Origin of the sequence: Microbacterium sp. LMI13-1-1.1, assembly GCF_040815625.1 — a bacterium.
GTDB classification, from domain to species: domain Bacteria; phylum Actinomycetota; class Actinomycetes; order Actinomycetales; family Microbacteriaceae; genus Microbacterium; species Microbacterium forte.
In genome coordinates, this window is the sequence record NZ_JBFPNL010000006.1 from 475,274 (window position 1) to 492,355 (window position 17,082).

Annotated in this window: 17 protein-coding genes; 3 read left to right on the forward strand and 14 right to left on the reverse strand. The window is 69.2% G+C overall.

The annotated features are described in order from the left end of the window. Positions 1 to 29 precede the first annotated feature (29 nt). The 6 genes from MRBLMI13_RS15725 to MRBLMI13_RS15750 form a co-directional block, all read right to left on the reverse strand. A complete protein-coding gene (locus MRBLMI13_RS15725) occupies positions 30 to 1,187 on the reverse strand; it encodes a mannitol-1-phosphate 5-dehydrogenase (RefSeq protein ID WP_042536478.1) in 1,158 nt (385 codons plus the stop codon). Continuing rightward, entirely contained in the window at positions 1,187 to 1,618 is a 432-nt protein-coding gene (locus tag MRBLMI13_RS15730; protein WP_367823297.1) for a PTS sugar transporter subunit IIA, read from the reverse strand. Before MRBLMI13_RS15730 ends, MRBLMI13_RS15725 begins: the two co-directional genes overlap by 1 nt. 67 nt (positions 1,619 to 1,685) lie before the next feature. Then, complete coding sequence (locus MRBLMI13_RS15735; protein ID WP_367823295.1) at positions 1,686 to 3,320, reverse strand: PTS mannitol transporter subunit IICB; 1,635 nt, start codon at positions 3,318 to 3,320, stop codon at positions 1,686 to 1,688. Beyond that, the gene (ptsP, locus tag MRBLMI13_RS15740; RefSeq protein WP_414685989.1) at positions 3,317 to 4,942 is read right to left on the reverse strand and encodes a phosphoenolpyruvate--protein phosphotransferase; all 1,626 of its coding nucleotides are present in this window, start codon (positions 4,940 to 4,942) and stop codon (positions 3,317 to 3,319) included. Before ptsP ends, MRBLMI13_RS15735 begins: the two co-directional genes overlap by 4 nt. A gap of 56 nt (positions 4,943 to 4,998) precedes the next feature. Continuing rightward, positions 4,999 to 5,280, reverse strand: a complete 282-nt coding sequence (locus MRBLMI13_RS15745; RefSeq protein WP_042536481.1) for an HPr family phosphocarrier protein — start codon at positions 5,278 to 5,280, stop codon at positions 4,999 to 5,001. Further along, entirely contained in the window at positions 5,277 to 5,594 is a 318-nt protein-coding gene (locus MRBLMI13_RS15750; protein ID WP_042536482.1) for a PTS sugar transporter subunit IIB, read from the reverse strand. The genes MRBLMI13_RS15745 and MRBLMI13_RS15750 overlap by 4 nt, the downstream gene beginning before the upstream one ends. A 165-nt stretch (positions 5,595 to 5,759) precedes the next feature. Here MRBLMI13_RS15750 and MRBLMI13_RS15755 point away from each other — a divergent pair, with 165 nt between their 5' ends. Then, positions 5,760 to 7,682, forward strand: coding sequence for a BglG family transcription antiterminator (locus MRBLMI13_RS15755; RefSeq protein ID WP_309689997.1), 1,923 nt, complete (start codon positions 5,760 to 5,762; stop codon positions 7,680 to 7,682). Positions 7,683 to 7,690: 8 nt separating this feature from the next. Here the strand turns inward: MRBLMI13_RS15755 and MRBLMI13_RS15760 are convergent, their stop codons facing one another. From MRBLMI13_RS15760 to MRBLMI13_RS15770, 3 genes are read right to left on the reverse strand one after another with little or no spacing between them, the layout of a single operon-like run. Further along, positions 7,691 to 7,954 (reverse strand): HPr family phosphocarrier protein, encoded by a 264-nt coding sequence (locus tag MRBLMI13_RS15760; RefSeq protein ID WP_042536484.1) that lies wholly within the window; start codon positions 7,952 to 7,954, stop codon positions 7,691 to 7,693. A 5-nt stretch (positions 7,955 to 7,959) separates the two neighbouring features. Then, positions 7,960 to 9,630, reverse strand: a complete 1,671-nt coding sequence (locus MRBLMI13_RS15765; protein WP_367823290.1) for a phospho-sugar mutase — start codon at positions 9,628 to 9,630, stop codon at positions 7,960 to 7,962. Further along, positions 9,627 to 10,460 carry a purine-nucleoside phosphorylase gene (locus tag MRBLMI13_RS15770; RefSeq protein ID WP_042536486.1) on the reverse strand — a complete coding sequence of 278 codons (834 nt, stop codon included), beginning with the start codon at positions 10,458 to 10,460 and terminating at the stop codon, positions 9,627 to 9,629. Before MRBLMI13_RS15770 ends, MRBLMI13_RS15765 begins: the two co-directional genes overlap by 4 nt. Positions 10,461 to 10,508: 48 nt before the next feature. On the opposite strand from MRBLMI13_RS15770, the gene MRBLMI13_RS15775 reads away from it, so the two are divergent. After that, positions 10,509 to 11,963 carry an NAD(P)H-quinone dehydrogenase gene (locus MRBLMI13_RS15775; protein ID WP_194285947.1) on the forward strand — a complete coding sequence of 485 codons (1,455 nt, stop codon included), beginning with the start codon at positions 10,509 to 10,511 and terminating at the stop codon, positions 11,961 to 11,963. 75 nt (positions 11,964 to 12,038) lie between these two features. Here the strand turns inward: MRBLMI13_RS15775 and MRBLMI13_RS15780 are convergent, their stop codons facing one another. The 4 genes from MRBLMI13_RS15780 to MRBLMI13_RS15795 are packed head-to-tail and all read right to left on the reverse strand — an operon-like array spanning position 12,039 to position 14,199. Continuing rightward, a complete protein-coding gene (locus MRBLMI13_RS15780; protein WP_367823288.1) occupies positions 12,039 to 12,335 on the reverse strand; it encodes a WXG100 family type VII secretion target in 297 nt (98 codons plus the stop codon). Positions 12,336 to 12,345: 10 nt separating this feature from the next. Beyond that, positions 12,346 to 12,786, reverse strand: coding sequence for a hypothetical protein (locus MRBLMI13_RS15785; protein ID WP_367823286.1), 441 nt, complete (start codon positions 12,784 to 12,786; stop codon positions 12,346 to 12,348). Next, positions 12,767 to 13,135, reverse strand: coding sequence for a hypothetical protein (locus MRBLMI13_RS15790; protein ID WP_153302227.1), 369 nt, complete (start codon positions 13,133 to 13,135; stop codon positions 12,767 to 12,769). The genes MRBLMI13_RS15785 and MRBLMI13_RS15790 overlap by 20 nt, the downstream gene beginning before the upstream one ends. After that, a complete protein-coding gene (locus MRBLMI13_RS15795; RefSeq protein WP_042536489.1) occupies positions 13,135 to 14,199 on the reverse strand; it encodes a hypothetical protein in 1,065 nt (354 codons plus the stop codon). The genes MRBLMI13_RS15790 and MRBLMI13_RS15795 overlap by 1 nt, the downstream gene beginning before the upstream one ends. A 115-nt stretch (positions 14,200 to 14,314) precedes the next feature. Here MRBLMI13_RS15795 and MRBLMI13_RS15800 point away from each other — a divergent pair, with 115 nt between their 5' ends. Then, positions 14,315 to 15,196 carry a hypothetical protein gene (locus tag MRBLMI13_RS15800; RefSeq protein ID WP_367823283.1) on the forward strand — a complete coding sequence of 294 codons (882 nt, stop codon included), beginning with the start codon at positions 14,315 to 14,317 and terminating at the stop codon, positions 15,194 to 15,196. 55 nt (positions 15,197 to 15,251) lie between these two features. Here MRBLMI13_RS15800 and MRBLMI13_RS15805 read toward each other — a convergent pair whose 3' ends face one another. Beyond that, a complete protein-coding gene (locus MRBLMI13_RS15805) occupies positions 15,252 to 17,018 on the reverse strand; it encodes an acetyl/propionyl/methylcrotonyl-CoA carboxylase subunit alpha (protein ID WP_367823281.1) in 1,767 nt (588 codons plus the stop codon). Positions 17,019 to 17,082 lie beyond the last annotated feature (64 nt).

The window sequence follows — 17,082 nt, forward strand, 5'->3', positions numbered from 1 at the left end:
GAGGGCGCAGGCGATGCGTGCAGCGGTGCTCAGGAGGCGTTCAGAGCCGTCTGACGCGAGACGACGGCATCGCGAACCGCAGGGAACAGCGGATGCTCGGGATCCAGTCCCGTCGTGCGCGAGGTGAAGGCGAGAGCGTCTTCGGTGCGGAGGGCCTCCTGCATCTCGACCGCCTGTTCGTCGTCGGGCGATTCGAACTCGAGCGCGGCGGTGACGGCGCCGACCAGTGCGATGGTGGAGAGTCCTCGCTCGGCGGCCATCGCCGCGGGGCCGATGAACCGCTCGTGCCGCGAGATCTTGCGCAGCGGCTGTCGTCCGACGCGCTGCACGGTGTCGACGAGCGCGGGATTGCGGAACCGCTCGAGGATCGTCGCGCGGTACTGGGCGAGCTCGGCGGGGTCGAGGCCGTGCTCGGCGACCAGGACCGCGGAGGTCTCTTCGAGCGCAGCCGACACGCGAGCGGCGATGTCGGGATCCGCCAGCGCGTCCGAGATGCGCTCGATGCCGGCACGAGCGCCGAAGTACGCCGTCGCGGCGTGCCCGGTGTTCACCGTGAAGAGCTTGCGCTCGATGTAGGGCGCGAGGTTCTCGACGAAATGCGCTCCGGGGATCTTCGGCAACGCGCCGCCGAAGGCCTCCGACTCGATCGCCCACTCGAAGTACGGCTCTACAGTGACGTCCACTCCGCCGTCCGCGGGCTGTCCTGGCACGATGCGGTCGACTGCGGTGTTCGCGAACACCGCGCGGGAGAGCAGCTCTTCCGCATCCACTCCCGCCGCCTTCTCGATCTCGGCGCGAAGGGTGTCGGTCGCGCCGATCGCGTTCTCGCACGCCATCACCTGCAGCGGTGCGGCGCCGGCCGAGCGGCGGGCGAGCCCTGCCACGATCGTCGGAGCGACGAAACGGAGGACCGTCGGCCCGACGGCCGTCGTGACGACATCGGCGGTCGCGACCTCGTCGGCGACCGTCTCCGGGTCGGTCTTGCTGTTCACGGCGCGGAAGCCCGTGACCACGTGGTCGGTGCCGCCGGGACCGGCTTCGTGCACGGTGTACGAGTCGACAGCGTTGATCGCATCGACCAGGGCGTCGGCGACGTCCGAGAAGACGACCTCGTAGCCGCCCTCGTGCAGCAGCAGGCCGACGAAACCTCGGCCGATGTTGCCCGCTCCGAAGTGGACGGCCTTCATCAGTCGTTCACCGCCGAGAGGAGTGCGTACAGCTCGTCCGGGGTCTGCGCGGCATTCAGCTTGGCGACGTCGTCCTCGTCGGAGAAGAGGATCGCGATCTGCGAGAGGATCTCGAGGTGCTCCTCGCCGCGTCCGGCGATGCCGATCACGAAGGTCGCGGGCTCACCGGCCCAGTCGACGCCGCCGTCGTAGCGCACGACCGAGAGAGCCGAGGCGAGGATCGCATCCTTGGTGTCGTTCGTGCCGTGCGGAATCGCCAGACCGTTGCCCATGTAGGTCGAGACGGTCTCTTCGCGCTGACGCATCGCGTCGACGTAGGCGGGAGTGACGGCATCGACGGATACGAGGATGTCGGTCGCCTCCTGCAGCGCCTCCTGCTGAGTGCTGGAGCCTGCGTGGATGCGGACCTGGTCGAGGGTGAGAACGCTCATGGTGATTCCTTCTTTCTGAGAATGTGGGGGCGGGGCGGATGCCGTGGCACCCGCCCCGCCCGGTCTGTCACGCGCCGGAGTCGCGCTGCTCGCGCACCATCTCGACGACCTCTTCGTACTTCGGAGAGTTCATGAAGTTGTCGACCGACACGTGGATCGAGTTCGGCGACTGCGCCTGCGCCCGGTCGGTCAGCTGCTGCTGCGTGATGACCAGGTCGGCGGTGCCGTCGAGGTTCGCGATGGCCTGGTTCGTGACGGTGACGCCCTCGACCCCTGCCTTCTTGAACTTGTTGCGCAGCACGCTCGCGCCCATGGCCGACGAGCCCATGCCGGCGTCGCAGGCGAACACGATGTTCTCGATGCGGCGGTCGGTGGCGACACCTGCGCCCGCACCGGCGGCTGCGGCGGCAGCACCCGCGCCGGATGACGCGCGGAGAGCGTCCATCGCGGCGGAGGACTTGCCCTTGTTCGCCTCGGTCTGTGCGATCGCGTCGCCGAAGCTGTCTCCCTCGGCCTCGAGGTCACGCTTGCGCGATGCGCGCAGGATGACGCCGGTGATGAGGAACGTCACGACGGCGGCGATGACCACCGACAGGTACACGACCAGCAGGTTGCCGACACCGCCTCCGACGGCCGCCGCCGTGACGGCGATGATGCTGCCGGGTGCTGCCGGGAAGGCCAGTCCGCCACCCAGGACCATGTTCGTCGTGACACCGGCAGCGCCACCTGCGATCAGCGCGAGGATGGTGGTCGGCTTGCTCAGCGCGTACGGGAAGTAGATCTCGTGGATGCCTCCGAAGAACTGGATGATCGCTGCACCCGGGGCAGAGGCCTTCGCCGCACCGACGCCGAAGAACGTGAAGGCGAGCAGCAGGCCGAGGCCGGGACCGGGGTTCGCCTCGATGAGGAACAGGATCGACTTTCCGGTCTCAGCCGCCTGCTCGATGCCGAGCGGCGTGAACACACCGTGGTTGATGGCGTTGTTGAGGAACAGCACCTTGGCGGGCTCCACGATGATCGAGACCAGCGGGAGCAGGTTCAGGGAGACGAGCCAGTCGACGGCGCCGCCGAGCACCGCACTGATGCCGAGCATGACCGGGCCGAAGGCGAAGAAGCCGAGGATCGCCAGGACCATGCCCAGGATGCCGGCGGAGAAGTTGTTCACCAGCATCTCGAAGCCGGGGCGGATCTTGCCGTCCCACAACCTGTCCATGCGCTTGGTGATCCAGGCCGCGATCGGTCCCATGATCATCGCGCCGAGGAACATCGGGATGTTCGTGCCGACGATGACACCCATGGTGGCGATCGTCGCCACGACACCGCCGCGCTCGCCGTAGACCATGCGGCCTGCGGTGTTGGCGATGAGGAGCGGGAGCAGGTAGGTGACCATGGGGCCTACCAGGCCGACATACGCGAGAACGTTGCCGTCGGCGCCCTCGGCGACCGCGGTCATCGCACCCTGCCAGCCCAAGACGGCGGAATCGCCACCGCCTCCGACGATCTCGGCGACGCCGGCCCAGTGCCAGCCGAAGGGGCTCTCCGCTCCGAAGAAGCCCTTCGGGATGAACAGCATGGTGATGAATCCCCACGCGATGAACGCGGCGATGTTGGGCATGATCATTCCGGACAGGAACGTGCCGAAGCGCTGCACGCCCGTTCGGAGGCCGCCTGCCTTCGTGGCGGCCGGTGACGTCGTCGTCATGATGTCGTCTCTTTCTGGTGAGGGGGGAGGGATGCCGCGGCGTCAGCCACGGCGAGGCGAGCACCGGCGGCGTCGTCGGCCGCCAGTGCGAGTTCGGCGAAGTTGCGGGCTTCGTCGAGAGTGTGCTGCGACAGGGTGTGCCGCACGTCTGCGAGGGCTGACGGCGCCATGGAGAGACTCGTGGCGCCGAGCCCCGCGAGCACGACGGCCAGCATCGGGTCGGCGGCAGCTTCACCGCAGATCCCGACGGGTTTGCCGAGGCGGGCTCCTGCTGTGCCGACCTCGCGCACGAGCCTGAGCACGGCGGGGTGCCACGGGTCCTGGAATCCGGCGACGGAACCCAGCATGCGGTCGGCGGCCATCGTGTACTGCGTGAGGTCGTTCGTGCCGATCGATGCGAAGTCCGCATGCGCGAGGATCCGGTCGGCGAGCAGGGCGCTGGACGGGATCTCGACCATGACGCCGGCGGTCTTGAGGCCGTACTCGCGGGCGAGCGCGGTGAAGTACTCGGTCTCCTCGACGGTCGCGACCATGGGCGCCATGACCCACAGGTCGGCCTCGGTGGCGGCATCCGCCTCTGCCAGAGCGGTCAGCTGCTCGCGCAGGATGTCCTCGCTCGCTCGGAGTGCGCGCAGTCCGCGCAGACCGAGCGCGGGGTTCTCCTCGTGCGCATCGTTGAGGAAGGCCAGCGGCTTGTCGGCACCGGCATCCAGCATCCGCACGACGACCTTCTGGCCGGGGAAGGCCGCGAGCAGCTCGCGGTACGACTCGCGCTGCTGCTCGACGGTCGGCGCCTGGGCCGACGAGAGGAACAGGAACTCGGTGCGGAACAGCCCGACGCCCTCGGCCCCGCGTTCGACGGCATCGGATGCGTCTGCAGGTTTCCCCAGATTCGCCAGCAGCGGGATCAGCGTGCCGTCGGCGAGGGCGCCGGGGGTGAGCGGTGCGGCGTCCGCCGAGCGGCGGGCGGCTGCGCGCTGTTCAGCGCGCGTCTTCTCGTCGTCGGAAGGATCGACGGTCACGATCCCCGCGGCGGCATCGACGATGACACGGGTGCCGGTGACGAGGTCGGATGCTGATGCCGCGCCGACGATCGCGACGATGCCCTTCTCGCGGGCGAGGATCGCCGTGTGCGAGGTGGGTCCGCCGTCGAACGTGACCAGAGCCAGCACCTGATCGAGGTTCAGCAGCGCGGTGTCCGCCGGGGCGAGGTCGCGGGCGACCAGGACGAACGGATGCCCCGGGTCGGGGACCCCTGGCGCATCGACGCCGCGAAGGCGGGCGAGCACTCGCTGGGCGATGTCATCGAGGTCGGCTGCACGCTCTCCGAGGTAGCCCCCGACGGCTTCGAGCGTCGCGCGGAAGCCCGCGAACGCGTCGTGCACGGCCCATTCGGCGGTCGCACCGTCGTCGATGCGGGTGTCGACCTCGTCCTGCAGCGTCGGGTCCTCGGCGATCATCGCCTGCGCTTCGAGCACCTCCTGCGCCGAGCCGCCGGCCGCCTCACCGCGTGCGGTGAGCTCCTGGGCGACTGCGGCGACGGCCTCGCGCACCCGTGCGCGCTCAGCGTCGATGCCCTGGGTGCTGGGGGTGTTCTCGGGAGCGGGCAGCGCCTCGGTCATCCGCACGACGACGCCCTGGGCGACCCCGAGACCGATCCCGACTCCTCTGAGCTCGCTCACGCGCCGGCGTCCTGGTCATGGTCGGTCGTGAGCAGCTCGGTGAGCGTGTCGAGCACGCCTTCGGCGCTGTCGCCCTCGGCGGTCAGCGTGACGTAGTCGCCGTGCTCGATCGCGAGCGCGATCACCCCGAGGATGCTGGCCGCGTTGACCGCCTTGCCCGAGTCCTTCGCGATGGTCACGGGAATCCCCGAGTCCTTGGCGGCCTGCGCGAACAGCTTCGCCGGACGGGCGTGGAGTCCATGGGATGAGCCGATGCGGACGGTGCGGGAGACGGTCATGATGTTCCTTTCGGGGTGTTCCTGGCGTCGGCGACGATCGACCGCGCCAGCGCGAGCGTGCGGGTGCCGTCCCGGTCGGCGAAGACGTCGTCGGGGAGCACTGCCACCCGAGCGGGTGCGGCCCGGCGGATCGCCTCGAGGCGATCGGCGAGATGAGGACCGATGAGGATGAGGTCGTGGTCGCTGCCGGCGACGGACTGCTCCATTCCGGCGGCGGCGTCCCAGTCGAGGCCCGCTTCCGAGGCCGCACGGCGGAGTCGTTGCGCGACGAACGTGCTCGACGCACCGGCGCCGCACACCACGAGGATCTTCATCGATGCTCACCTTTCCTGAGAACAGTCTGGGAAGAGTCGGGGTGCGGTCGCCAACAGGTTCCTTTCCGCCCCTGCGGAACATCGGTTTCGGAGCGGGCCCCCCGCCTTCCTGACATCATGGAAGTCACGTCAGGACAGTGCAGTCGGCACGGAGGAGGGAGCATCATGTCGCGACAGCGCCAGGACCAGCTCCTGTCGTCTCTGCTCCGACAGGAGAAGTGGGTGACGGCAGCGAACCTCGCGGATCAGCTCGGCGTCACCCCGCGCAGCATCCGCTCGTACGTCGCCGCCCTGAATGCGAGGACCGGAGCGGCGGATGCCGTCGAATCGGGCCCGGCCGGGTACCGCGCCGGGTCAGGGGCGCGGAACGCGTTGCGCGCCCGTCAGAGCGGTGAGTCCGCTCCGCGCGACCGCCTGCACGGTCTCGTGCGCACGCTGCTGGATGTGCCGGACGGCGTCGACGTCTTCACCACGGCCGAGGCGCTGCACGTGAGTGAGGCCACTCTCGAAGCCGACCTCGCCCGCGTGCGCGCTTTGATCGACGGCACCGATCTCACCCTCGAGAGAGACCGGGAGATCGTGCGCCTGCGCGGCAACGAGGCGGCACAGCGGCGCCTGCTGTCTCGGCTGGCGCACGACGAGATGGACGCCGCGTCGTTCCACCCCGAGACGTTCCGGCGAGCGCTCGCCGGAGGAGTCATCGCCGCCGATGCCGTCGCACCCTTCAAATCCGAGCTGGTGCGCGAGCTCGGCGAGCAGGGCTACTACGTCAACGAGCTCGCGATCTCCGACGTCCTGCTGCACATCGCCATCGCCGCCGAAAGGGTCGCCGCAGGGCATGCGCTCGAGTCGGGGCCCGCCGGCGCACGCGAGGAGATCCCGCGGGTCGGCGCCGTGATCGCCCGCCTCGCTCAGCAGCACTTCTCTGTCACGCTCGGAGACGGCGACAGCGGCCATCTCGCGTCCCTTGTGCTCACCCGCATCGTGGCACCGGGAGAGGACGCTGCGGGTGATGTCGCCCGCAGCGGCGTCGACCCGCGGGTCGAGGCCGCCGTCCGAGCCGAGATCGCGAGAGCGGCGGAGGACTTCCAGGTCGATCTGGTCGACGAGACGTTCGTGCTGCGCCTCGCCCTGCACGTGCAGAATCTGATGCGGCGAGCCGAGGAGAGCGCTCTGACGCGCAATCCGCTGACCCGTTCGCTCAAGACCTCGTATCCGATGATCTTCGAGGTGGCCGTCTCGATAGCCAGCGGCCTGCACGACCGACTCGGCACGCCGATCCACGACGACGAGATCGCGTACATCGCCATGCACGTCGGCGGCCGCCTCGAGCGCAGCCGCAAGGCGGAGTCGATCCTCACGGCGACCATCGTGTGTCCCGGCTATTACGAGCTCCACGAGCTGCTGCGTTCGAGTGTCGACCGCTCCCTGGGCTCGGCGATCGAGGTGACCAGCGTCATCACCAAGGTCGACCCGGACTGGGCATCGTTCGACACCGATCTGGTGCTCAGCACGATCGAACCGGGGGCGTCGGGAGATCGTTTCGTGCGCATCCAGCCGTTCCTCACTGATGCCGATGTCGATCGGATCCAGCAGGCCGCAGCGCGCGTCAGGCGTGCGCGGCGCCTGACGAGGCTCCGCGCCGAGCTCGCGCGCTACTTCGTCGCCGATGCTTTCGTCTACCCGCTGCCCGATGAGGGCGAGGAGGCGATCATCCGGCGGCTGGGTGGATTGCTCGTCGATGCCGGTCTCATCGGCGACGACTACGTCGACAACACGATCCTCCGCGAACGGATGTCATCGACGGCGTTCACCGATGCCCTCGCGGTGCCCCACGCGCTGCAGATGACCGCGACGCGCACCGCGATCGCGATCGGCGTCGCCGACGGATCGGCGGCCTGGGGTGAGGGGCGCGTGCAGGTGGTCGCCCTCGCCGCCTTCAGCGAGAGCGACCGCGCCGCATTCCAGACGGTGTTCGAGCAGCTCGTCGAGGTGTTCAGCGAACGAGACAGCGTGCAGCGGATCCTCCGCCGAGGCACGACCTTCGAGGCATTCCTCGACGAGCTCGTCGCCGTCATCGACGGCTGACGACCGCGTCAGGCCCGAGGATCCAGCACGCCGGCCAGGGTGTCGAGGACCGATTCGGCATCCGCCGACTCCGCCGTCTCGAGCACCACCGCGTCGCCGGGCGCGAGTGCGAGGTCCATCAGCGCGAGAACGCTGCTGAGGTCCACGACTGCGCCCGACGACGTGCGCAGAGTCACGACGTGCGGGTGCGCCTGCACGAGCCTGACGAGCTCGGCGACGGGGCGCGCGTGCACCCCGTTGTGGGCGCTGATCACGACATGTCTTCTCGGCATGCGGCCTACGAGCGTTCTTCCAGGAGCACGCGCACCGCGGCCTCGAGCTCCGCGACCGTCGCACTCGCCCGCTCCGCAGAGTCGGCGGTGGCGTCGATGTAGACCTTGAGCTTCGGCTCGGTGCCGCTCGGACGCACGATGATGCGCGAGCCGTCTGCGATCCTGTACCGCAGCACATCTCCCGACGGCTGTCCCTCATCGGCGTGCAGCAGATCCTCCGCAGAGGCGATGGCGTGGCCACCGAGCTGCCGCGGCGGAATCGTGCGCAGGGACAGCATCACACTGCCGATGACCGAGAGATCCTGCACGCGCACCGACACCTGTCCGCTGGCGAAGTGGCCGTACGTGTCGCCCAGCTCCGACAGCAGGTCGGCGAGCGACTTCCCGCGCTCATGAGCCTCGGCCGCGAGACCGAGAACCGCGACGGCGGCCGAGATGCCGTCCTTGTCGCGCACGGTCTCGGGGTTCACGAGGTACCCGAGGGCCTCCTCGAACCCGAACACGATGCCGGGGGCGCGGGAGATCCATTTGAAGCCCGTGAGCGTCTCGTGGAAGTCGAGGCCGTGGTGCGCGGCGACGGCGCCGAGGCCGGGGGAGGAGACGAGCGAGCAGGCCAGCGAGGCCCCGGGAGTGCCCGCAGCCGCCCGAGCCGCGCGCGCGCCGAGCAGGAGTCCGACCTCGTTGCCGGTGAGGCGACGCCATCCGCTCTCGGAGGACGCATCGGGGATGGCCACGGCGAGGCGGTCGGCATCCGGATCGTTCGCGATGATGAAGTCCGCCTGCACTCGGCGCGCCCGAGCGAACGACAGGTCCATCGCCCCCGGCTCCTCGGGGTTGGGGAACGACACGGTGCGGAACGTCGCGTCGGGCGTCAGCTGCTCCTCGACGACCATCGGCTGCGGATATCCGGCGGCCGACACGATCTTCGACAGCGTCTCCCAGCCGACCCCGTGCATCGCGGTGTAGACCCAGCGGAGGTCCGATGCGCCCGCAGGCGCAGGCGAGATCGCGGCTGTCGCTGCCACGTACGCCTCGACGACGTCCTCACCCGCCGTCTCGTAGTCGGTGGAGCGAGGCAGGGCCGAGACGTCATCCGCGTCGGCGACCCGCTGGATGTGCGCGGCGATCTCGGCATCCGCCGGTGCGACGATCTGCGAACCCTGGTCGGCGCCGCCCAGATAGACCTTGTAGCCGTTGTCGTTCGGCGGGTTGTGCGATGCCGTCACCATGACGCCGGCGTCCGCCCCCAGGTGGCGCACCGCGAAGGCGAGCACGGGTGTCGGCAGCAGCCTCGGGAGGAGGATCGCTCGCAGACCTGCCCCGGCGAACAGCTCGGCGGAGTCGGTCGCGAACACCCGGGAGTTGCGGCGGCCGTCATAGCCGACGACGACCGTCGGCGTGCGGCCGTGCGACTTCTCGCGCAGGTAGGCGGCGAAACCCGCGGCCGCCTGTGCGACGAGCACGCGGTTCATGCGGTTGCTGCCGGCGCCGAGCGCCCCGCGGAGCCCTGCCGTGCCGAACGCGAGTCTGGCGCCGAAGCGGTCGTCGAGGTCGGCGGCCGCCGCCTCGTCGCCGGAGGCCGCGCGGGTGATGACCGCGGCGAGCTCGTCGCGGGTCTCGTGATCCGGGTCCTGTCTCATCCAGGCGCGCGCCTGCGCCAGGCGCTCGTCGTTCACAGCGCCTCGACCACTCGGGCCAGCAGCGCCGAGATCACGGGCTCGGCCTCGCGGCCGGCTTCGATGACCTCCGCGTGGCTGAGAGGCGTCTTCTGGATGCCTGCTGCGAGGTTCGTGATGAGCGAGAACCCGAGGATCTCCATGCCTGCCTCGCGTGCGGCGATCGCTTCGAGGGCGGTGGACATGCCGACGATGTGGCCGCCGATGTGCTTCGCCATCTGCACCTCGGCCGGCGTCTCGTAGTGCGGGCCGCGGAACTGCGTGTAGACGCCCTCGTCGAGCGAGGGATCGACACTGCGGGCGATGTCACGCAGGCGCGGGGAGTAGAGGTCGGTGAGGTCGATGAAGGTCGCCCCTTCGAGAGGCGAGTCGGCGGTGAGGTTGATGTGGTCGCTGATCAGCACCGGCTGGCCGGGCGTCCACGTCTCGCGGACGCCGCCTGCACCGTTGGTGAGGACCATGATCTTCGCCCCCGTTGCCGCGGCGGTGCGGACCGAGTGCACGACACGGCGGACGCCGTGGCCCTCGTAGTAGTGGGTGCGGGCACCGATGACCAGGACGTTCTTGCCGTCGGGGGTGCGGATGCTGCGGAGGGTCCCGACATGGCCCTCGAGAGCGGGCTTCGAGAATCCGGTCACCTCGGTGGCGGGGATGGTCGCTGTGGTCTCGCCGATGATGTCGGCGGCCTTGCCCCAGCCGCTGCCGAGGGTCAGGGCGATGTCGTGCTTCTCGACTCCGGTCAGGCGCGCGATGTCGGCGGCTGCGTCGGCTGCGACCTCGAACGGGTTCGCGTTCGGGTCGTCGAGGGGGTTGCTGTGTGTTTCGGACATGGATCCACTCTAGGAAGGTGCAGGCTCGGGGGCCAGGATTGCGGAAGAATGGAGATCATGTCTTCCACCCCTTTTGAGCGCACTCAGCGCGTCGCCGTGCTCGGCGGCGGTCCCGGCGGCTACGAGGCGGCGCTCGCCGCCGCCCAGCTCGGAGCCGAGGTGACCCTGGTCGAGCGCGTGGGCGTCGGCGGTGCGGCGGTCCTCACCGACGTCGTGCCCTCGAAGAGCCTGATCGCGACGGCCGATGCGGCCATCGCGATCTCGGAGGCATCCGACCTGGGTGTGCAGTTCTACGCGAAGGGCGAGCACGGCAAGCCGCTGAAGCCCGAGATCGCCATCAACCTCGCCGCCGTCAACAAGCGCCTCATCGCCCTCGCCGGGCAGCAGTCCGAGGACATGCGCTCCGCCCTGCTCGAGGCCGGAGTGCGCATCCTCTCGGGACACGGGCGCCTCGAGGGCCCGAACGCGATCATCGTCTCGACCGGTCACGGCGGCACGGACTTCGACCGCATCGAGGCCGACACGATCATCGTCGCCGTCGGCGCGTCGCCGCGCGAGCTGGACTCGGCGAAGCCCGACGGCAAGCGCATCCTCACCTGGACGCAGCTGTACGACATGAAGGCTCTGCCCGAGCACCTCATCGTCGTCGGATCCGGTGTGACCGGTGCCGAGTTCGCCTCCGCCTACATGAACCTCGGCGCCAAGGTCACCCTGGTGTCCAGCCGCGACCAGGTGCTTCCGGGCGAGGATCAGGATGCCGCGCGCGTGCTCGAGAAGGTCTTCAAGCGCGGTGGCATGACGGTGCTCTCGAAGGCTCGCGCCGAGAAGGTCGAGGTCACGAAGGACGGCGTGACGGCGACGCTGTCGGACGGCCGCACGGTCGACGGCAGCCACTGCCTCATGGCCGTCGGATCGATCCCCAACACCGCGGGCATCGGCCTCGAGGATGCGGGAGTCGAACTCGACGAGAGCGGACACGTCCGCGTCAACCGCGTGGCTCGCACCTCGGTTCCCAACGTCTACGCCGTCGGCGACTGCACGAACTTCTTCCCGTTGGCATCCGTCGCGTCGATGCAGGGCCGCACGGCCGTCTTCCACGCGCTGGGCGACATCGTGATCCCGCTCGAGCTGATCAAGATCACGTCGAACATCTTCACCGCGCCCGAGATCGCGACGGTCGGATACTCCGAGAAGGACGTCGAGGACGGCGTGGCTGACGGGCTCGTCTACAAGCTGCCTCTCGCCGCGAACCCACGGGCCAAGATGATGGGCATCAAGGACGGCTTCGTGAAGCTCATCGCCCGCAAGGGCTCCGGCACCGTGATCGGCGGCGTGATCGTCGGACCGAAGGCATCCGAGCTGATCTACCCGATCGCCGTCGCGGTCGAACGCCGTCTGACGGTCGACCAGGTCTCGCGTGTGTTCGCGGCGTACCCGTCGCTGTCGAGCAGCATCACCGACGCGAGCCGGGCGATGCACCTCGTCAACGCGAAGATCTCGTAGCTCGTCGAGACGGTCGGACCACGGCCGGTACCGTCGTCTGCGAAGACGGTACCGGCGCGAGTCCGGCGGCTCGCCTCAGCGTGCCCAGACGGCCGCGTCGCGGCGATCCTGCGCACGGAAGCTGATGTTGCCCCGATGGGCGATCGCGGACAGCGCATGTGCGATCGCCGTCATCTCGCGCATCGACTGGTGCCATTCGCGCTGCGCCACACGATAGGCGACCTGTGCCTCTCCTGACCACTGCCAGGACAGCGCGTCCGCCGCAGCCTCGAGTCGATCGAGCTCGGCGTCGATCTGCCTCACATGCTCCGAGATCTCGGTGCACGCGGCGTCCAGCTGGTCGTGCTCGATCGAGATGATTCGACTGTCCATCTCACTCCCCTCAGAAGTCCTTCTGCGATGTGCAGGTCAGTGTGCCGTCGAGTGTCGCCGACGTCTCGAGTTCGGCCGGATACCCCTCGGCGGACGTGCCGATTCGGGCTTCGGCGTTGTCGAACGTCACCCCGCCGTCATGCTCGAACGCGTCCGTCGTCAGCAGCCACCGGTCGTCTCCGAGGCTGATCCAGGTGGTCGCGTCCGAGGCACCGGTGATGGACGCGGTGAACGCCGAGAGCTCGCCGACGCGGTCCTGCGCGCTGGATGCGGTGAATCGATCGCCTGAGGTGACGCACTGCAGATCTGAAACCGAGACGGTCTGTCCTTCGCCCTCTTCGAACTGCACGGTCAGCGTGGATTCCGCGGAAGACGAGCAGCTGCTGAGCAGGATCGCGGCGAGTGCCGTGCCGACGACCGCGAGCGCGCGCTCACCGCGCACGGTCGTCACCCGAACCGGTCGTGTCGGAGCGGTCGCCCGGTCCGTACAGGAAGGCCGTTCGCACGGCTTCTCGCTGCTCGTCGTCCATATCGGCGAGGGCGGCCTTGAGCAGGCGGCCCGCCTCTTCCATCCGTGCGGCGAATGCCGGGGTCTGGGCGACGTCGCGGAGCGTCGCGCGTCCGGCGAGCGCCGCCTGAGCGCGATTGCGCACCGATTCGTCCATCTGCGGATCGCGGCTCAGGCGTGCGAGCAGTTCGCGGGCGCGGAGGTCGAGGGGACTTCCGGCCTGAGCGGTGCCGAGCACGCGGGGCTGGCCGGGGACTTCTCCTTCGGGAGAGATCGAGGGGTCGTCCATCATCAGTTCACCTGCGCATTGTCGTATCCGACGGGGAGGGGGAGGTCGGTGCCGCCCGCGAGCAGCGAGCTCAGCACTCCCACCGAGGCGTTCAGCGCGTCGAAGAAGGTCAGCACGGACTGCACGGTGTCGTAGGCGGACTTGGCGAGCCACAGGGCGTATCCGATCTCGATGCCACCGCAGAGGTAGCCGAGGATTCCACCGACGACCGTCTCGATCGTCACTGTGCCCGCCGCGATGCAGACGGCGGCCACGAGTGCGGCGTCGAGGATCTTCGAGAAGATGCCGCTCACCAGTGCAGCCGTGCTGATCATGCCCCGCGCCACCATCTCGAACTCCGGTCCGAGCTCGGCGATCTTGGTGCCCGCCTCGCGGAGGAGCTCCGCGAGGTCGGTGAAGAACGCGTTCGCGGCTGTCGCCGCTTCCCCAGTCCAGGATCCGGCGGTCACGGCCATCTCGTAGGCCACGTTGTCGCCCTGGGTGCCGGTGTAGGCGCCGAGCTTCCGGAGCGAGTCCGAGACTTCGTACAGCTTGTTCCAATCGCCGCTGAAGTTCTTGGAGATGACGTCGAGGTAGTTCCAGTCGAAGATCCAGTCCAGCACCTGGGCCAGCACCGACGACGGGCTCAGCCAGTCGGTCGTGAGGATGGTGGAGACCAGATCCTCCGGAGTCTCCGTGGCCGGAGGGGACAGCTCGTCCACTGCGTTGTGGGGCGAACCGGACGACGCATCGTCCGCCGATGTCGTGGCACCGCTGCCGCCCCCGCCGGGATAGTTCCGGTCGAGGTCGGCTTCGATCGCGTCGTCGAGTTCGAGTGATCGGGTCGCCGTGCCCTGCAGCTCGGTCGCGGATGCCGTCAGCGCGGTGTTCAGTGCGCCGAAGTAGCTGTTGAGCGCCTCCACCGTCTCATTGGCCGCGAACAGAGCCTTCGAATAGACGAAAGAAGTGTCGAGGTACTCGAGCGTGATGTGGTCGGAGGCGTAGGTCGTGGCTGTGGCCGTCGATCCGGAATCGTCGGTCAGTGCGCCGGCGTGCGCCGTGAGTCGCGCGGGGTCGATCCGATACATGCGATCCTTCCTCGGTGGTGGTCCGGCGATCAGCCTACTTCGAATGCGCTGCGATAATGGTGGCCATGCGAACTGCCCTCGTCGAACCGCCGCTCCTCGTCGCGGAGGGGCAGCCGTGACGGATTCGTTCGCATCGCCACGGTTGCAGGGATGGCCGGCGAAGTGGGGCGAACGTCGCCCCCGACGCAACACCGGCATGCTCTGGCTCGGCGTGGTCCTCTTCGCCGCCGCGGCCGCCATGGTCGGATTCTCCGGCGGCGCCGCCGGGCCGCTGTGGTCGGGGGCGTTCGTCGCGCTGTTCGGTCTCACGGCCCTCGCCGTCGCTGCCCGCAGGCCTTTCGCCGCGGGGAGCGCGCGTCTGGTCGACGCGGCGACGCTGACGCGAGGGCGGATAGGAAGCCCTGATGCACGCGTGCACTTCGTGCCGGAGCGGCGCCCGGGCGTCGTCACGCTGATGCTGTGCGTCGTGTGGGCCATCGTGCTCACGGCCGCGACGATCGTGGCGGTCGGGATCGGGCTGACCGGCCGACCGGAGGCCTTCCTCGGCGTGGCGGTGCTCGCGGCGACCGCCGCGCTGTTCGTCTACACGGCGGTGCGCGCGGCCATCACGCAATACCGCTCCGATTCCTTCGGCCGTCGACCGATGGGGATGGGCATCGGCCATGACGGGGTGCTCCTGATGCGTGCCACCGAGACCCTGTACGTGCCGTGGAGCGCGATCCGGCGCGTGGAGCCGGACACGACCGAACCCCGTCGAGGAATGGATGAGCTCCCGCTGATCCGACTCCGCGTGGACCCCGGTCGCGTGACCGCGTCCGACGGGATGCGTGTTCCCGCCACGGTCACCGTGGCCCCGGCGATGCTGAAGACGCATCCGCAGGTCGTCTGGTCGGCGCTGCGTGAGTTCCACGATTCGCCGGCGGCACGCGCCGCCCTCGGCACACCGACGGGGCAGGGGCTGTTCGACGAGTGGTGCGCGACCGCCCCTGCGGACTGAGGGAACGACGAAGGCCCCCGCCTCGAGGCGGGGGCCTTCGTCATGATGCGTGCGGTCAGCTGATCGTGAGGAGCTGGTGCCCGGCCGAGACCGTCGCACCGGCGACCGCGCTGATGTTCGCGATCGTGCCGTCCTTGTGGGCCTGCAGTGGCTGCTCCATCTTCATCGCCTCGAGCACGACGACGAGGTCGCCCTTGACGACCTGCTGCCCCTCCTCGACGGCGATCTTGACGACGGTGGCCTGCATGGGCGACTTCACGGCGTCGCCGGAAGCACCGGCGCTGACGGAGGTGGCGTGGCTGCGACGGGACGGCGGCACGGCGGCCGGTCGTCCGGCGGTGCCTGCGGCTACAGCGACGCGGTCCGGAAGGCTGACCTCGAGGCGCTTGCCTGCGACCTCGACCACCACGGTGTGGCGGTTCTCGGCGGACGCGGGAGACTCGAGCTCGCCGTCCCACGCCGGGATGTCGTTCTCGAACTCGGTCTCGATCCAGCGTGTGAAGATGCCGAACTCGCCGTTCTCCGCGGTGAAGGCGGGGTCGCGGACGACCTTGCGGTGGAACGGGATCACGGTCGGGAGGCCGGCGACCTCGAACTCGTCGAGCGCCCGGCGCGACCGCTCCAGAGCCTCGGCGCGGTCCTTGCCCGTGACGATGATCTTCGCGAGCAGCGAGTCGAATGCTCCCGAGACCGAGTCGCCCGCGGTGACGCCGGAGTCGAGCCGGATGCCGGGGCCGCCGAAGGTCTTGAAGACGTGGATCGGACCCGGCTGGGGGAGGAACCCGCGACCGGGGTCTTCGCCGTTGATCCGGAACTCGATTGAGTGGCCGGTCGGCTTCGGGTCGTCGTAGTCGATGGTGCCGCCGGCGGCGATGCGGAACTGCTCCCGCACCAGGTCGATGCCGGTGACCTCTTCGGAGACGGGGTGCTCGACCTGCAGGCGGGTGTTGACCTCGAGGAACGACACGGTGCCGTCGGCGCCGATCAGGAACTCGCAGGTTCCTGCGCCGACGTAGCCGACCTCCTTGAGAATGGCTTTGGAGGCCGAGTAGAGCAGGTCGTTCTGCTCGTCCGTGAGGAACGGAGCCGGTGCCTCCTCGACGAGCTTCTGGTGGCGCCGCTGCAGCGAGCAGTCACGCGTCGAGATCACGACGACGTTGCCCTCCGCGTCAGCGAGGCACTGGGTCTCGACGTGGCGGGGCTTGTCGAGGTACTTCTCGACGAAGCACTCTCCACGACCGAACGCCGCGACGGCCTCACGGGTGGCCGACTCGAACAGCTCGGCGACCTCGTCGAGCTCACGGGCGACCTTGAGGCCGCGGCCTCCACCGCCGTACGCGGCCTTGATCGCGATCGGCAGACCGAACTCCTGGGCGAACGCGATGACCTCGTCCGCTCCGGCGACCGGGCCCGGCGTGCCGGGGGCGAGGGGAGCGCCCACCTTCTCGGCGACATGACGGGCGGTGACCTTGTCGCCGAGCGCCTCGATGGCCTCGGGGGAGGGGCCGATCCAGGTCATGCCTGCACCGATGATGGCGCGGGCGAACTCGGCGTTCTCGGCGAGGAAGCCGTACCCGGGGTGCACGGCATCTGCGCCGGCACGGCGGGCGATCGAGAGGATCTTCTCGATCTGCAGGTAGGTCTCGGCGCTCGTGGCACCGCCGAGGGCGTAAGCCTCGTCGGCGAGGCGGGTGTGCAGAGCGTCCCGGTCCTGGTCGGCGTACACGGCGACCGAGGCGATCCCCGAGTCGCGAGCGGCACGGATGATGCGGACGGCGATCTCGCCGCGGTTGGCGATGAGCACCTTGGCGATATCAGGCATGCTTGCCAGCCTAGCGAGAAGGGTGGCGTTCGCTTTGACGACTCTCCACAAGAAAGAGGGAGAA

What these genes read in the sequence shown, in the direction of transcription:
- MRBLMI13_RS15725 (WP_042536478.1), bottom strand. Translation starts at nt 1,187, where the DNA reads ATGAAGGCCGTCCACTTCGGAGCGGGCAACATCGGCCGAGGTTTCGTC.
- MRBLMI13_RS15730 (WP_367823297.1), bottom strand. Translation starts at nt 1,618, where the DNA reads ATGAGCGTTCTCACCCTCGACCAGGTCCGCATCCACGCAGGCTCCAGC.
- MRBLMI13_RS15735 (WP_367823295.1), bottom strand. Translation starts at nt 3,320, where the DNA reads ATGACGACGACGTCACCGGCCGCCACGAAGGCAGGCGGCCTCCGAACG.
- ptsP (WP_414685989.1), bottom strand. Translation starts at nt 4,942, where the DNA reads ATGACCGAGGCGCTGCCCGCTCCCGAGAACACCCCCAGCACCCAGGGC.
- MRBLMI13_RS15745 (WP_042536481.1), bottom strand. Translation starts at nt 5,280, where the DNA reads ATGACCGTCTCCCGCACCGTCCGCATCGGCTCATCCCATGGACTCCAC.
- MRBLMI13_RS15750 (WP_042536482.1), bottom strand. Translation starts at nt 5,594, where the DNA reads ATGAAGATCCTCGTGGTGTGCGGCGCCGGTGCGTCGAGCACGTTCGTC.
- MRBLMI13_RS15755 (WP_309689997.1), top strand. Translation starts at nt 5,760, where the DNA reads ATGTCGCGACAGCGCCAGGACCAGCTCCTGTCGTCTCTGCTCCGACAG.
- MRBLMI13_RS15760 (WP_042536484.1), bottom strand. Translation starts at nt 7,954, where the DNA reads ATGCCGAGAAGACATGTCGTGATCAGCGCCCACAACGGGGTGCACGCG.
- MRBLMI13_RS15770 (WP_042536486.1), bottom strand. Translation starts at nt 10,460, where the DNA reads ATGTCCGAAACACACAGCAACCCCCTCGACGACCCGAACGCGAACCCG.
- MRBLMI13_RS15775 (WP_194285947.1), top strand. Translation starts at nt 10,509, where the DNA reads ATGGAGATCATGTCTTCCACCCCTTTTGAGCGCACTCAGCGCGTCGCC.
- MRBLMI13_RS15780 (WP_367823288.1), bottom strand. Translation starts at nt 12,335, where the DNA reads ATGGACAGTCGAATCATCTCGATCGAGCACGACCAGCTGGACGCCGCG.
- MRBLMI13_RS15790 (WP_153302227.1), bottom strand. Translation starts at nt 13,135, where the DNA reads ATGATGGACGACCCCTCGATCTCTCCCGAAGGAGAAGTCCCCGGCCAG.
- MRBLMI13_RS15795 (WP_042536489.1), bottom strand. Translation starts at nt 14,199, where the DNA reads ATGTATCGGATCGACCCCGCGCGACTCACGGCGCACGCCGGCGCACTG.
- MRBLMI13_RS15805 (WP_367823281.1), bottom strand. Translation starts at nt 17,018, where the DNA reads ATGCCTGATATCGCCAAGGTGCTCATCGCCAACCGCGGCGAGATCGCC.